The 15288-nt window shown below is 51.8% G+C and carries 12 protein-coding genes and 1 pseudogene; 5 read left to right on the top strand and 8 right to left on the bottom strand.

The window, feature by feature from the left end; translation table 11 throughout:
• Nucleotides 1-52 precede the first annotated feature (52 nt).
• Nucleotides 53-1942 carry a glycoside hydrolase family 9 protein gene (locus BUB55_RS04700; RefSeq protein WP_073188678.1) on the bottom strand — a complete coding sequence of 630 codons (1890 nt, stop codon included), beginning with the start codon at nt 1940-1942 and terminating at the stop codon, nt 53-55.
• 148 nt (nt 1943-2090) lie between these two features.
• Nucleotides 2091-3071 (bottom strand): glycosyltransferase family 2 protein, encoded by a 981-nt coding sequence (locus BUB55_RS04695; protein ID WP_073188676.1) that lies wholly within the window; start codon nt 3069-3071, stop codon nt 2091-2093.
• Between the two features lie 66 nt (nt 3072-3137).
• Here BUB55_RS04695 and BUB55_RS04690 point away from each other — a divergent pair, with 66 nt between their 5' ends.
• Nucleotides 3138-3461, top strand: a complete 324-nt coding sequence (locus tag BUB55_RS04690) for a DUF3392 family protein (RefSeq protein ID WP_073188674.1) — start codon at nt 3138-3140, stop codon at nt 3459-3461.
• A 170-nt stretch (nt 3462-3631) separates the two neighbouring features.
• Nucleotides 3632-4465 (top strand): hypothetical protein, encoded by an 834-nt coding sequence (locus BUB55_RS04685; protein WP_143152903.1) that lies wholly within the window; start codon nt 3632-3634, stop codon nt 4463-4465.
• Nucleotides 4466-4555: 90 nt separating this feature from the next.
• Here BUB55_RS04685 and BUB55_RS04680 read toward each other — a convergent pair whose 3' ends face one another.
• From BUB55_RS04680 to BUB55_RS04670, 3 genes are read right to left on the bottom strand one after another with little or no spacing between them, the layout of a single operon-like run.
• Nucleotides 4556-6358 carry an acyl-CoA dehydrogenase family protein gene (locus BUB55_RS04680; protein ID WP_073188670.1) on the bottom strand — a complete coding sequence of 601 codons (1803 nt, stop codon included), beginning with the start codon at nt 6356-6358 and terminating at the stop codon, nt 4556-4558.
• Nucleotides 6359-6363: 5 nt separating this feature from the next.
• Nucleotides 6364-7389: an electron transfer flavoprotein subunit alpha/FixB family protein gene (locus BUB55_RS04675; protein WP_072807905.1), complete on the bottom strand. Its 1026-nt coding sequence runs from the start codon at nt 7387-7389 to the stop codon at nt 6364-6366.
• A gap of 3 nt (nt 7390-7392) precedes the next feature.
• On the bottom strand, nt 7393-8274 hold the full coding sequence (locus BUB55_RS04670; RefSeq protein WP_073188668.1) for an electron transfer flavoprotein subunit beta/FixA family protein: 882 nt from the start codon (nt 8272-8274) through the stop codon (nt 7393-7395).
• A gap of 301 nt (nt 8275-8575) precedes the next feature.
• On the opposite strand from BUB55_RS04670, the gene BUB55_RS04665 reads away from it, so the two are divergent.
• Nucleotides 8576-10483, top strand: coding sequence for a M6 family metalloprotease domain-containing protein (locus BUB55_RS04665; RefSeq protein WP_073188836.1), 1908 nt, complete (start codon nt 8576-8578; stop codon nt 10481-10483).
• A 343-nt stretch (nt 10484-10826) separates the two neighbouring features.
• Here the strand turns inward: BUB55_RS04665 and BUB55_RS04660 are convergent.
• Nucleotides 10827-11525: pseudogene (locus tag BUB55_RS04660) on the bottom strand (His/Gly/Thr/Pro-type tRNA ligase C-terminal domain-containing protein); the annotation flags it as partial.
• Nucleotides 11526-11921: 396 nt separating this feature from the next.
• On the opposite strand from BUB55_RS04660, the gene BUB55_RS04655 reads away from it, so the two are divergent.
• Nucleotides 11922-12941 carry a DNA cytosine methyltransferase gene (locus tag BUB55_RS04655; protein WP_073188666.1) on the top strand — a complete coding sequence of 340 codons (1020 nt, stop codon included), beginning with the start codon at nt 11922-11924 and terminating at the stop codon, nt 12939-12941.
• Complete coding sequence (locus BUB55_RS04650; RefSeq protein WP_073188665.1) at nt 12901-13758, top strand: NgoMIV family type II restriction endonuclease; 858 nt, start codon at nt 12901-12903, stop codon at nt 13756-13758. The genes BUB55_RS04655 and BUB55_RS04650 overlap by 41 nt, the downstream gene beginning before the upstream one ends.
• Before the next feature lie 115 nt (nt 13759-13873).
• Here the strand turns inward: BUB55_RS04650 and BUB55_RS04645 are convergent, their stop codons facing one another.
• Both BUB55_RS04645 and BUB55_RS04640 read right to left on the bottom strand, forming a co-directional pair.
• Entirely contained in the window at nt 13874-14644 is a 771-nt protein-coding gene (locus BUB55_RS04645) for a radical SAM protein (protein WP_073188663.1), read from the bottom strand.
• Entirely contained in the window at nt 14641-15057 is a 417-nt protein-coding gene (locus BUB55_RS04640) for a hypothetical protein (RefSeq protein ID WP_073188661.1), read from the bottom strand. The genes BUB55_RS04645 and BUB55_RS04640 overlap by 4 nt, the downstream gene beginning before the upstream one ends.
• Nucleotides 15058-15288 lie beyond the last annotated feature (231 nt).

Here is a 15288-nt window from a genome sequence, read left to right as displayed (position 1 = left end):
AAAAGGCGACGCCTATTCAGGGCGCCACCCGGTGTGGTATTTAGGAATCTCTTTACTTGAGGGACTTGCCGCGCAGGTTAAAGTAGCGCACGGTGCCATCGGTGTTGGTCATCTCGACTTGGATGCCGCCGTTGCGGACCACCAGGCGGTTGCCGGATTTTGCACGCTTGTAGTTGACCTTGTTGGCACGGATGGCGTCGAGGTCGGTGTAAGTCTTGCTCACCTTGGACTTGACGTCGTAAGCCTTGCCGGTGGTCATGATGGCCTGGATGCTGCCGACCAGGTAGGCGAAGGGGGCGTTCCAGTTGATGGCGACTTCGTTGCTGGCAAAGCTGCAGCTGTTGTCGTAGAACGACTTGGCCGGGGCTCCCGCGACGCGGTAATCATGGTTCTTGCAGGCGCCAATGTCGTTTGCCGAGGCGTTGGGGCCGCCCGAGAGCATGCCCGGTACCGGGGCTTCAATGCCGTCGGCTTGGCTTGGGCGGTGGTGCGGGTTCATAACCTGGTTCACCCCGAATCCGGTCAAGTAAGACTTGTCGAGCGGGTTTCTGCCCAGCAGGTAGTCGGCAAGGCCGATGGCCGCATCCAGGTACTTTTGCTCCTTGGTGAGAATATAGGCGTGGATCAGGACCATGCCCTTGTTGGCGGCGACGCTGTTGGAACCCCAGAAAAAGTCGTTGTCGGTCATGGCGACGCCGTAGCCGTTGCCTTCGAGGGAGGCAATGTAGCTGTCGGCAAGCGTAAAGATCATGGCCTCGGCGGTGTCCACGTCGGCTTCGTCAAAAATGTCGGGGTTGGTCGCGATGGTGAAGGCCTCGAGCATCAGGTCGTTGCTCCAGGTTTGCAGGCTGGCCTTTTTGCGGTTGATTTTAAGAGTGTGGATGGAGTCGGCAAAGACCTTGTCGCCGGTAATGCGGAAGAGTTCGGCGTTGGTCCAGAGTTTGCCTGTCCATGCGACGGCGTCGGTGTACGAGCCCGTGCCCACGTCCTTGGGCTGGGTGTAAATGGCGGTCGGGTGGGTGTAGGCCCACCAGCGTGCCTTTACGGCCGCCTTGGCGCAGGTGTCGGCGAACACGGAGTCAAAGGGGGCGTAAATGTCGGAGGCGAGAGCCATCACGGCGGCAAAGTTCCAGGTGGCCTCGACGCCCTTGCCAATGGCAAAACGCTGGGCGGTGGCCTTGGCGGGCATCACCATGCCGGCGAACTGCTTGGTGGTGAGCTTGTGGAAAACGCCGCCATCGGTGTCTTGCATCGTAATCATCCAATCCAGGTTCCAGCGGATTTCGTCAAGAATGTCGGGCACGTCGTTCTTGCTTTCGGGGATGTTCAGGTTGAGGTTCTTGAAGTATTCCTTGTTCTGCTGGTAGAGCTGCAAAAGGGTGTAGGTGCTGATGCCCGAGTTCACAATGTACTTGCCGTAGTCGCCGGCGTCGTACCAGCCCTTGGAGCCGTTGAACGTGGCGCTGGCGTCTTCGATGCCGGTGGAGGAGTGGTATTTTACGGCGGTGTCGGGGTGGCCCATTTCGCGGGCGTATTCGCCGGCGTATTCCTCCTCGAGGGCCGTGGAGGAACGCTGGAAGTAGAAGAACTTGAGGGAGCCCTTGGTGACGCCTTCAAAGGCGGAGTCGCTCACCACGATGGGGTGGCCCACGGCGGAGTCGCCAACGTAGGCTTGGTAGGTTCCGGGGGTCTTGAGTTCAGAGAAGTCGACCAGGGAGGCGTTTTCGCCGGCGGGGGACCACTTTTGGGCCTCGGGGGCGGTGACCGTCAAAACGGTTTCGCCCTGGGCGTCCTTGAAAACGATGTCTTTACCGGCTGCATCCAAAACGGCCATCTGCTTGATGCCGTTGGTGAGGAATCCGACCTGGTTTTGGTAAGCGGTGGCGGCGAACAGGGCTGTTGCGGCACTCGCGGTAATAAGGAGAATGTTTTTCAAAGACATTGGAACCTTCCTTTTGATACCCTAAAACTAAATCCCGGAGCGCCAGTTTAGTATACGGGGACCCTTAAAAAGTGTTTTCAGCAGAAACCAGCGTGTTTACTGCCGTGTCCAGAGGTTTACGGATTTTATCAAAAGCCCGATTTTAGGGCTAAATGCCCTTTCTTTTGGACTTGAGCCACTTGGGAGAGGCAATGAACATGAGCCGACGTAAGAACATGAGCGAGGTGCAGTGGTAAAACAGGTGCTTTAACACCCGTTTTTTTGCTGCCTTCGCACGTTTGCCGAGTCCGAGTTCTGCATCCCATTCCTGAAATTCTTCGGGATCAATGAAGTTGAAAATCTTGCGGAACAGCCAGAATTGCACCATGTCCAGGGCTTTTTTGCTTTTGGGACGGAGCTGCGTTTTTAAAAGGTCGTCGTGCAGGTCCATGATGCGCGTGAGGCTTGCAACACGGTACTTGCGGTTGGCTGGCGAACTGGTGATGCTCCCGCTGTTCCGCCTGAGGTAGTTGTAATGGAACAAGGGGACGCATGTTACTTTGTTTGCCATGGCGAGCATGCGCGGGGCGAATTCCATGTCTTCGTGGATGATTCTCTCGACGAGCCTCAGGTGGTTCTGTTCCAAAAAGTCACGGCGGATGAGGTAAATTTGGAGCGGCGAAAAAGAAACTTCTTTGCACATGATCTCGTACAAGTCCGTCTCCACGATTTGGGTGTCCGAGAGAAGGTGCCGCTCCAGGGTAGGTTCCCCGGTTTGTTCAGAGTACTCGCGGGTGCGGAACAAGAATACATCGTCGTTGCGCTCCTTGAGCAGGGGGAGCACCTTTTGCAAAAAGCCGTCTTCGATCCAATCGTCACTGTCGACAAACCAAATGTACTTGCCCTGCGCCAAGCCGAGCCCGGCGTTGCGGGCGGCGCTCAGCCCGCGGTTCTCTTGCTCAATGACCTTGAGTGTGGCGGACTTGGCTGCGAACTCGTTCACGATTTGCATGGAGTTGTCGGGCGTCCCGTCGTTCACGACAATGACCTCGACTAGGGTTTGGTCAAAGGGCTGCCCGTAAATGCTCTCCAGCGTATGTCGCACATACTTCTCGGAATTGTAGACGGGTATGATGATGGAGAGCAGCATTTGAAATCCGGGGAATTTTTTCAATAATATAGATTATTCTGTTTTTGCTTTTTTATATTTCGAGCCATGCAGCCCTATATACACCAATTCGCCGACTTTTTGCGTTTGCACATGGATTCCATTGCGGTGGGGTTGGTGGCAACGCTCCTCATTATTTACGGCGGCAAAATCAACGGGTACTTTAAAAAGATTACCAAGAGCATCCCGTTTGTGGGGCGGTTCGCTCTGTTTGTGTTGCTGTGCAGCGCCGGTTACGCTTTTGCGTCGTCGCAGCTGGTGCGATTCCTCAAGATGTTCCTGCGGAGCCAGGCCGACCTGCCGCTCATCGGGATGATCGCCGGAGCGTTCCTGGCGCTTGCCTTTTTGGCCCGCAGCGGCAAGGACGTTTGAGCCCGAGTTGCCAAAAAAGGTTTTTTCCCTATCTTTGAATTTGCAAATGATTCCGGGATTTTTTACGGTCTGGGAAATTTTCGTGACCATTTGAGAAAATAACGTTTTTACTAAAAAATAATTTATATTCAGTTGCGAATATGAGAAAGTTAAGCCCTATTTTTGTTCTGATGCTCGTTTCCCTTTTTACGGGCTGTGCGGTTAAATCTACCAACCGGATAGAAGCCTTTGATGCGAAGGTTTTGGCTGCGCCCGATGTGCACGGGGCGAACCGCTATATGCAAGACGGCGAGTCCGAATGGCGGGCCAATGTGAATGTTCAAGTGGGGAAGGACGAGTCTTATGCACTTGACGGTTACAGTACCGTGGAGGAGGGCTGCTATTTTGCAGGTTGCGGGAGTAAAAAGGTGGGGAAGGACGGCCCCATGGAGGCGAACCTTCGCATAAGCCCTTTTGACATTGACGGTTCCATCGAGAGACTGGCAAAAAGTGGGCACCTGCTGACCAATTTTGGACTAGGCTATAGCAGGGGCCTGATTTTACGAATGGGAGTTGGCGGCAACTATGAACATTTTGAATTTGGCGGCAATTTAGGTGCATGGATTCTGGCGTCAGAAATCACTTATTCAGGGACGAAGTACTCCTGTGAAAAAAAAGGTCTTATTGATGACGAAGAGTATTTTATGCGTACAAGCTATTTTGAATCGGACGAAACTCTAATAAACCCGACTGTTGATTTTGGAGCCTATACGAGCGCGTTCTTTGGCCCGGCCTTCTTGACGTACTCCTTCAATGCGTATGTGTACCGGCTTATGGTCGAGGAGATGGATGGGTTGAAAAAAGAAAAGAATGCCGAGAAACCAAGCCTTGTCGCTACGCAATATTTGACGCTTGGTGTGCACCTGTTCAATCGCATGGAGCTGCACGGCGGCGTGGCGCACATCTTTGGGGACTTTGACGGCTACCACATCGCCGGTACTGCCGGCATTTCGTTCTATATGTAGTTTGTCAATAGTAGGTACTTTGTTGTTAATTAAGCCCCGGCTCGCAATTGAGTCGGGGCAATTTCTTTTCGCGTTACCGAAAATTACTTCCTACTTGCGGTAGCTTTCCATCGCTTCCACATCCACGTTCTTCACGAAGTTGTAGTGCTTGGCGACTTCGGCTTCGGCGAGGTTCAGGTACACCTTCATGCTCTTTTCGAACAGTTCAGGTGCCTTGGTGGCGTCGCGGAGGAGCAACTGGCTCATCACGCAGTTGGCGGCGAGTTCGTACAAGTGACGGCTGCAAAGGTCGGTGAACTCGTTGTTGTTCGCGGCCTTCACAGTTTCGATGGCTTCGTTGAACTTCGCGTCCATGGCCTTCGCGCGGGCCTTGAGGCTCTCGTATTCGGCGGCCACTTCGCCCGCTTCCAGTTCCTCGAGCATCTGGCTGTAGGTGCCGGTGGTGATGTGCGGGAGGGCGGCAACGGTCTGCAGCTGCGTCGTGCCTTCGTAAATCGAAGTAATACGGGCGTCGCGGTAGAGGCGCTGGCAGGCGTATTCGAGCATGTAGCCGGAACCGCCGTGCACCTGGATGCTGTCGTAGGCGTTCAGGTTGGCGTATTCGGAGTTCATGCCCTTGGCCAAAGGCGTGCAAGCGGAGGCGAGCTTCTGGTACAGCTTGAGTTCAGCCTTCTCCTCGTCGGTGAGCTTACGGGTGCGCTCGATGTCCTCGAGGCCCTTGTAGATATCCACGTAGCGGGCTGTCTGGTACAACAGTGCGCGGCCTGCGTCGAGGCGTGCCTTGATGTTGGAAATCATTTCATAGACGGCGGGGAAGTTCACGATGGCCTGGCCGAACTGCTTGCGGTCCTTGGCGTATGCCAATGCTTCGTTGTAAGCCATCTGGCTGATGCCCACGGACTGTGCGGCAATGCCGAGGCGTGCACCGTTCATGAGGGCCATCACGTACTTGATGAGGCCGAACTTGCGGCGGCCACAGAGTTCAGCCTTCGCGTTCTTGTAGACAAGTTCGCAGGTCGGGCTTCCGTGGATGCCGAGCTTGTTCTCGATGCGGCGCACGTTCACGCCACCGTCTTTTTGCGACCGCTCGGCTCCATCGCTAGAAGAACCTATGGTTTCGCCTCGCTCTCGCACACACGACTCGTTAATACGAGTCGCTTTGTGCTCACGGTTGTCGTAAATGAACATCGAAAGGCCGCGGCCGTCGTGGGTGCCTTCTTCGGAGCGGGCGAGCACCAGGTGGATGTCGCTGTCGCCGTTCGTGATGAAGCGCTTCACGCCGTTCAGGTACCAGCACTTGTCGGCCTCACTGTAGGTGGCCTTGAGCATCACGCGCTGCAGGTCGGAACCGGCATCGGGTTCGGTCAAGTCCATGGACATCGTTTCGCCGGCGCACACGCGCGGAATGAAACGGGAGCGCTGGTCTTCGTCGCCAAATTCATAGAGCGTCTCGATGCAGTCCTGGAGGGACCAGATGTTCTCGAAACCGGCGTCTGCAGAGGCGATCATTTCGTTGATGGCCGTGTAGGCGGTAATCGGGAAGTTGAGACCGCCGAAGCGGCGCGGCATGGTCACGCCATTGAGGCCAGCCTTGCGGGTGGCTTCCAGGTTCTCGTAGGTCTTGCTCGCGTAACGCACGCGGCCGTCTTCGCAGTGGGGGCCTTCGGCGTCCACGTCTTCCGAGTTCGGGAACACGGTGTTTGCGGTGATGTCGCCCGCGACTTCGAGCACGCGGTTGTAGCTGTCTATCGCGTCGGCGTAGTCTTCCGGCGCATAGTCAAAGCTGTCCTTGTCGGCGTAGCCGTTTTCCTTGAGCTCCACGATGCGCTGCATCAAAGGAGAGCTTTCAAGGTTGAACTTAATCTCTGGATGGTCTGTGTAAAAATTCGCCATAACGCCTACTTGTTGTTTGCCTTGTAATACTTGATCATCTTCGGGATGACCTCTTCGACGGTGCCGTTGATCACGTAGTCAGCGATAGCGTTGATCGGGGCGTCGGGGTCGGAGTTCACGGAGATGATGATTCCTGAATCCTGCATGCCGGCGAGGTGCTGGATCTGGCCGGAGATACCGCAGGCGATATACACCTTCGGGCGAACCGTCACGCCGGTCTGGCCAATCTGGCGGTCATGATCGGCAAAGCCCGCGTCGATAGCGGCACGGCTTGCGCCCACTTCGGCGTGGAGTTCCTTCGCCAGTTCGAACAGCATGTCGAAGTTTTCCTTGGAGCCCATGCCGTAACCACCGGCGACCACGATGGGTGCGCCCTTGAGGTTGTGCTTGGCCTTTTCCACATGGCGTTCGAGCACCTTGACCACGTATTCCGTTTCCGGCACGTACTTGGCCACGTCGTGCTTGATGACTTCGCCCTTGTAGTTCGGGTCCACGATTTCCTTCTTCATCACGCCTTCGCGCACCGTCGCCATCTGCGGGCGGTGTTCCGGGTTCACGATGGTAGCGACGATGTTGCCGCCGAACGCCGGGCGAATCTGGCAGAGCTGGTTTTCGTAGAACTTCTTCACGCCACCGATGCTCATTTCGAAGCTGTCGATTTCGAGTTCGGTACAGTCGGCGGTAAGGCCGCTGTGCATGGCGCTGGAGATGCGCGGGCCGAGGTCACGGCCAATCACCGTTGCACCGAGCAGGCAAATCTGCGGCTGCTCTTCCTTGAAGAGGTTCACCACGAGGGACGCGTGCGGGTTGGTGGTGTAGGGGAAGAGCCCTTCGGCATCGAACACATGGACCTTGTCCACACCGTAGGGGAACACCTGCTTTTCAATTCCGTCGAGGCCCTTGCCGGCGCAGATGCATTCGAGCTGAACGCCGAGCGTGTTGGCGAGCTTGCGGCCCTTGGACAAAAGTTCGAGGGAAACATCGACAACGGTCGTGCCCTCAATTTCGCAATATACAAATACGTTATTCATAGGCTAGCCAATAATCTTCCCGTCTAAAAGTTCCTTGATAAGTCCTTCGACGTCGGCGTCGCTTGCGGTGAGCGTGCGGCTTTCCTTCGCCTTGAACACGATGTTCTTGACAGCCTTCACGTTCGTCGGCGAACCGGCCTTGCCGATTTGGGCAGGGTCTGCGTCGATGTCGGCGGCACCCCACTGCGGAATGTTCAGGTAGGGCTTCTTCGCGATGAGGGCTTCGTACTTTTCGGCGTCTTCCGGCTTGCGTTCGGCAACCACGGTTGCGTTCTTGAACTTCATGAGGCGCTTTGCGTTGCGCGGACGGCACGGGGCCGCACTTCCGTTCACGGTCACGACCAGCGGGAGCGGTGCTTCCACCGTTTCCACGCCACCGTCGATGTGGCGGCGGATCACGACCTTCTTGGCCTTTTCGTCGAGGGAGAGAATTTCTTCGGCGTAGGTCACCTGGGTGAGGCCGAGCTTTTCTGCAATCTGCGGACCGACCTGTGCGGTATCGCCGTCGATAGCCTGGCGGCCACCGAGAATGATGTCGTAGTCGCCGATCTTCTTGACGGCCTGGGCGAGCGTGTAGCTCGTAGCGAGAGTGTCAGCACCACCGAGCGGGCGGTCCGTCACCACGAAACCTTCGTCGGCACCGCGGTACAGAGCTTCGCGGACGACTTCGGCAGACTTCGGGAGACCCATCGTCAGCACAGAGATGGTGGAACCCGGGAACTGGTCCTTCAAACGAAGGGCTTGCTCCAGGGCGTTCAGGTCTTCGGGGTTGAAGACCGCGGGCAATGCGGCACGATTGATGGTTCCCTGCTCCGTCATGGCATCGGGGCCCACGTTTCGTGTATCAGGTACTTGCTTAGCAAGCACAACGATTTTAAGACTCATACTCTTTTACGCGTTATTGTTTAACTGTTTCGCAAAATCTTGCCTATGCAAAATTCATAGGGTACAAAGTAGGTATTTTTAGGGGTTTCCCGTAGAGTAGAAACGGTAGAAAACTGAACTTTTTTACGAAAATGCTTACTATTTTGCTATGGAAAGCATATTTCGAGGTTGATCGGAGATGTCCTCGGTTTCAAACTACTTTTTTGAAAAAAAACGTTTTTTACACACATTCTTTGGGTTGCAGGTTGTGTTTTGGGGGCGGGCGGTATATTTTTACTGATGAAAACGTATGGAGTTGGATATGAGATCTAGAATTCGGCTTTTTAGCCTGTTGTTTTTGCTACTCCCAACCATGCTTTTTGCCGACATCGTATATCAAGGCAAACGTGTGGAATCCTGGCCCGCCGAGGCGATGCCCTCGTTCGACAATAGCCGCGGAAATGTGCCCGTAGGCAATGGGCACACCCTTTTCAGGACGGTGGCGACGCAAACGAAAAGCCACTTTGCCGCCCCCAAGGGGAAAATCTACAGCCTCACGCTTCTCGTGGATTTCTCGGACAAGACCGCGCCCGTCACCGTAGACGAGGTCAAAGACTGGCTGAACAAGGAAGGCTTCAACAGGGACGGTTGCAACGGCTCCGTCCGCGACTACTATTTGGACGTTTCCAACGGGCAACTGGATTTGACAAACGAAGTCTATGGCTGGTACCGCGCGCAGCATCCCAAGTCCTGGTACGAAAGCCAGGAAGGCTATTCGGGATCGGATGTGCTCATGAAGGAAGTCTTTGAGTATTTTGACCCGCAAGTGGATTTCTCGCGCTACGACAACGACAAGGACGGAACTACCGAGGCCATTAACATCGTGTATGCCGGCGCCGGGCAAACGTGGGGGCAGGGGCTTTGGCCGCATTCCGGATGGTCTTCCGAGAGGCGTGACGGCGTCAAGCTCACGCATCACCAGATGACGGATATGCCGGGCAAATTCTCCATTTACGTTTTTGTACATGAATCCGGACACATGATTTTTGGCTGGCCGGATCTTTACTGGTACGGCGACTACTGCACCATGGGGAACCGCGCGAACGATTTGAACCCGGTGGCAATAAACGACTTCTACCGTGCGGACCAGGGCTGGATCCCGTTTGTGGACGTGACTAGCGATGACGTGAGCCTCGAAACCACGAAGCCCGGCGAATTCTGCTACCGCTACAAGAACCCCGCAAGGCCCGACAAAGAAGGTTTGGTGTGGTCGTATGTGCGGAACACCGGGCGCAACAAAGTCCTCAAAGGAAGCGGACTCCTGATGCAACATTACGATTTTTCAATTTCTGGCAACTCCGCTTCGGACAAACTCGAGCTGAGAATCGTGCATGCGAATTCCGCCGGCAAGTCGAACGATAACGTCGCCGATCAGTGGCCGAGTCCGGGAAGCGATGCCAACGCCTTCTTCAAAAGCGGGACCTATTCGAGTTTTTCGGATGACGCGTACCCCGCTATCCGCTGGTACAACGGCGACAAAACCGGATTGAAACTCACGGATGTCGGGACTCCCGGCGAAACAGTGACCTTCTGCATTGGGGAGAACTGCTCCGCACTGCCCGTGTCATCAAGTTCTGTTGTGCCTCCGTCGAGCTCTAGCAGTGTCGAAGTCCAGGTGCAAAAGGTGGCTCTTGCCGTGTCGCTCCCGATTAGCGACAACTATGCTCCCGTGACACTCGACTTGAAAGCTTCTGATGTCGCCAAGGCGCTGGGCGTCCAGCAAAGCGAGATTGCAGACAAAGTTCAGTTCTACGGAGTGGAACCCGATGGCGCCCTCAACAGCGAAACCACCGGTGAGGGCTCTGGGCATTGGTTTGACAAGGACGGCGGAATCGTCGCCTGGGACCCGAACGGCGCCAGCGTAGTATTCTCCAATGTGGATCTCACGACCATGACCACGAAAATCGGCCACATGCCGAACAAGGTCAAGGACGGCGATACCTTCGTCATTCGGCAGGCTGTTGTTTATGGCAACAAACAGGTTACCTTCGAAATCACGGTGACAATCGGCGACGGCAAAACCACCTTGATTACGAATCTCCAGAAAGCGAAAATGGGCAGCCCCGGTAGCCGCATCTTCAATGTGCTGGGCCAGCCCGTAGGCAAGCGCTCGGAATCTGGCGTATTGCCCAATCTGCCCAAAGGCATTTATCTGGAAGTCGTGAAGTAAGTTTTTATGACCGTTTAAAAAAACGCAGGCTCATTTGAGTCTGCGTTTTAAAATTTAAGGTCGGTGAGCCTGCCGAACCGACCGAATCGGCGCTCACTTCGGCAAGCTCAGTGAACTTTACCGCACAACCTTGCGGTCTTCTTCCGTCATCTTGAGGAAGTCGGCAACCTTCATGGAACCCTTGGGGACTCCTACGGAGTCCTTCCCGCTCGCCTCGGTCATGCCGGTGTGCAAGCACCCCGTCGCGACGCTCGGCTTGGGCGGTAATCGCCTTCCTTACGCTTACGCACAAAAAAACGTAGGCTCAAAGGAACCTACGTTAATAAATAGTATCGGTTATTGACTAGCGGACGACTTTTCTGTCATCAGCGGTCATTTCGAGGAACTGGGCGACAGTCATCTGACCCTTGTCGCCTTCCTTTCTCTTGTTGACAGCGATGAGACCTTCAGCCTGTTCCTTTTCGCCTACAATAATCTTGTACGGAATCTTCTGCAATTCGCACTGGCGGATCTTGTAGCCAAGTTTCTCATTCGACTCATCCACTTCCACGCGGACGCCGGCGTTCACGAGTTCCTTCTCGACCTGCTTCGCGTAGTCGACGAACTTCTCGGAAATCGGGAGCACGCGGGCCTGCACCGGAGCGAGCCACAGCGGGAAATCGCCCATGAATTCTTCAATCAAAATGCCGAGGAAGCGTTCGATGGAACCAACTGCTGCGCGGTGCAACATCACCGGAATGTGCTTCTGGTTGTCCTTGCCGACATACTCGGCACCCAGACGCTGCGGGAGGTTGAAGTCCACCTGGATGGTACCGCACTGCCAGTCACGACCGAGGCTATCCTTCAGCGTGAATTCGAGCTTCGGGCCATAGAAGGCACCTTCACCCGGGTTCAAAATGTAGTCGAGGCCAGCGAGCTTGGTGGCTTCGGCGAGGGCGGCTTCAGCCTTGTCCCAGATTTCGTCAGAACCCACGCGCTTTTCCGGGCGGGTGGAGAACTTCACCACGATATCGTCGAAACCGAAGTCGTGGTAGATTTGACGCCTTTGGCGTCCGCGGCTGCGCCTCGGTCATGCCAAAATGCAAGCATTTTGTCGCGACACTCGGCTTGCACACTTTTCCTTCACGAGGGCGCAGAAGTCAGCCACTTCGCATATTGGTCTTTTGGGCGTTCCCACACATATATGTGCGGTCGGGCTATATTTTAGGGGCGCCGTATTCGCTTCGCTCGACGCCCGCCTCCTAAAACGGCGCCTCAGCGCCGCCCCAAGGGGTCACTATCCCTAACGCGAAAAATTTTATCTTTTTTGCAAAATGTCATTTTGTGACAAAACGATTTGTTATATTACAAATCAGGCACTTTTTAACCGCATCTAGAGGACGAATCAATTTTTTTTGACTTTACCCACACACTTCCATTCACAAAAGAATTATATTATATGCTTAAAATAGATAGTACACCAATCGGCCTTCATGAAACAGGAGATATCGCTTTGAATTGTATAGAAATCTGTGCAGGAGCGGGAGGACAAGCTCTCGGTTTGTCGATGGCAGGTTTTGAACATGTCGCCCTTGTGGAATATGAAAGCGATTATTGTTCCATTTTAAAAAATAATCGAAAAGACTGGAATGTCATCTGTTCAGATGTGAAGGATTTTTCAGGCATCCCTTTTCATAACCAAATAGACCTTCTCGCAGGTGGCGTTCCATGCCCCCCATTTTCCGTAGCCGGAAAACAACTCGGAAAAAACGACGAAAGAGATTTGTTCCCTGAAGCACTGCGTTTGATCAGGGAAATAAATCCCAAAGCAGTCATGCTTGAAAACGTTCGAGGTTTTTTGGATCCCAAATTCGATGATTATCGAAAAACGATTTTAAGGAAAATCCGGGCTCTTGGGTACGATGTACAAATAAAACTCCTGAACGCTTCTGATTACGGAGTCCCACAATTGCGCCCGCGCATTATTATTGTTGGCATACGCAACGACATAGAAGCAGAATTTCATTATCCAACTCCATGTCCAAACAAAACTTCTAGTGTAGGCCAAACACTTGCTGACTTAATGAAGGCAAATGGATGGAAATATGCCGACAAATGGATTTCGCATGCCAATACAATTGCTCCAACCATCGTCGGTGGTTCAAAAAAGCATGGCGGTCCAGATTTGGGGCCCGCTCGCGCTCGCAGAGCATGGGCTGAGTTAGGCGTTGACGGCATTAGTGTAGCGAACGAAGCTCCGTTGCCTGATTTCAAAGGAATGCCTCGACTCACCCCTCGAATGATCGCCCGCATACAAGGTTTTCCCGACAACTGGGACTTCGGTCCAAGGAAAACGGCGGCTTGTCGAATGATTGGAAATGCGTTCCCACCCCCGGTAGCGATGGCGGTAGGCCTACAAATCAAGGAGACTTTGGAAAATGGAAGCGTTGCTTGCTATCGAGCGAAAAAAGTATCATAAGGCCCTTTTAGAGAAAGGCGTTTTAACCATTGACAAAGACGGCGTCCCGAGCAATGCCGACAAATCCTCCAAGTTATCCATCACCATTGCAAATGGAATAGCGCAGGCATTAATGGCGGAAACGGCTGAAAAAGCAGTCGGCCAAACAGCGGGTGCTAAGTTTGAACTCGTAAACATGGAATTCTTGGAAGCCACTTTCCCGAAGTTGCAGAATTTACGACCAGGGAATTGGCATATTATAAAGCTTGGAAATCGCAATTCTATAAAGACAAGCAGTTTTGTCCAATACGAGCATTTGGAATATCTCAGCGAATTGACCGAGAAAGACGCCAAACTAGCAGCAAGCATGGGTAATGACTACATGGTTGCGCCGGATGTGGTAATTTATCAAGATGCCATTGACGATTCTGAAATCAACAAAAACCTGCTGATTGTTGACAATACTACTGCAAAAATGGCCTATATCAGAAAGGAAACCGGAGGATTGCCGATTCTTCATGCTTCTATTTCTGCAAAATGGACAATGAGAAGCGATCGTGCGCAAAATAGCAGAACTGAAGCGCTAGGTTTAATTAGAAACAGAAAAGGACATCTTCCACATATTGTGGTCGTCACCGGCGAGCCGATGCCAGGGCGTTTAGCTTCCCTTGCATTAGGCACAGGCGATATTGATTGCATGTATCACTTCGCTCTCTACGAGTTAATCGAAGCCGTTGAGAAAAGTGGGGCTGAAGATTCCAAAGAACTTTTGGATGTACTTATTAAAGGAAAGCGACTGAAGGATATCAGTGATTTGCCTTTAGATTTGGTTGTGTAAATTCTAAAATGAAAAGTTGCGCCGGATTTGACATAGAACGCTGAATCTTTGACAGGGACTCTCCGTCCACATAATACAATATAATTACATTAAAAGAATGATAAAACTCTTTTTCTCATTCAGTTTGGCTATGTAGATTAATTCTTTTAGAGCAGTTGCTAAAAACAACCCGTTTCAATGCGTCTACAAGCCCAGCATAATCAAGGGTTCGCAAAGGTTCTTTTCCACCAGCATAGCTGCAGTGATTGACTTTCTTGTCCCAAGACACCGACACAAATTTTGAAGGGATTTCGCATTTTAACAAACAAGACGGACTTTGGAATGGTTTGCCATTTGCAACAAAAGCCATTTGCTTTGCCGTAGGAGTATCACCGAATCGTTTCGGAATTAGAATAATTTGATTTGATTGCAGAGTTTCTAAAAGTTTTGCATAAACCTCTTGACATTCCGCAATACAATACGAAGAAACCAAAAGATTTACACCGGGCTTAATTTTTGTTTTACTCAATTCAACGACTTGTTCAATCACTCTAATCACTTCTTTCTGATTATCTGGATTATGTATCGTCAAATGAATTTTATCGGGGCTATGCTTCAACAATTTTTCAAAGACATCCCTTTTCAAAAGCGGAAGCCCATTTGACGTCACACTTAAATAGGTTATTGGATAAAGAGCATCCATTATTTTAAAAATGCCTTCATACTCAAAAGGTTCCCCACCACCTAAAGAAACTGCCTTGATTCCATTTTTTACACAATCGGAGGCAAAATCAATTACCTCCGCAGGTTTCCACATTATTGCACCTTCAGGATTGCTGTGGTTATAGCAGAACGAGCAACGCTTGGAACAATAGTTTGACAAGTCTATGGAGAGAAGTTCTTTCATTGCATTTTCAACCACTTTTCAATGTCTTCTTTATCTAGAATCAACAGAAGTTGTTTTCCTCTATATGGTTTATTTGCCAAACATTCAATTTCCTTTTTTCGATTATCTAATTCACTTAACAAATAATATGGATACTCTATTCCAAGAATGGAAATTTTATTATTAGAAACTTCTAATTCATTCAAAACATTTTCAAAAATACTATCTTCAATAATAACGATATGCGGATTTATAATATCAAAGACCTGATCCCAATATTCAACAAAACCAGAGAAATATTTCCACCAATCTTTTTTGAGCATTTTAATCTTGGATATGAACATTTCGTCCCTTTTCCCAGAAAAACTTCTAATTCGTTCTTTTTCTTCAAAATAAGATCTTTCTTCATACGGGAATATAGCACCGCTTTTCATACAAAGAACAGGGTCTTCTTGAAGTAAAGAATTGTCATCGTAACAGCTTCCAATAAAAAGAATTGTGGGTCTTTCCGTATAACATTTCGTAAACAACGCAACTGGCAAATAAGATGTGTTAATATACTTGAAATTTCGAATTTGTCCCTTTTTTAGTTGAAAATCCAGGTCTCCAACTGGTGTAAATCTAGGCTATTAGCGCTTCATTGTCAAGTAGTTTCATGCTCTTTT

Source organism: Fibrobacter sp. UWP2, assembly GCF_900141705.1.
GTDB lineage: Bacteria > Fibrobacterota > Fibrobacteria > Fibrobacterales > Fibrobacteraceae > Fibrobacter.
This window is presented reverse-complemented; position numbering and strand designations above follow the sequence as displayed.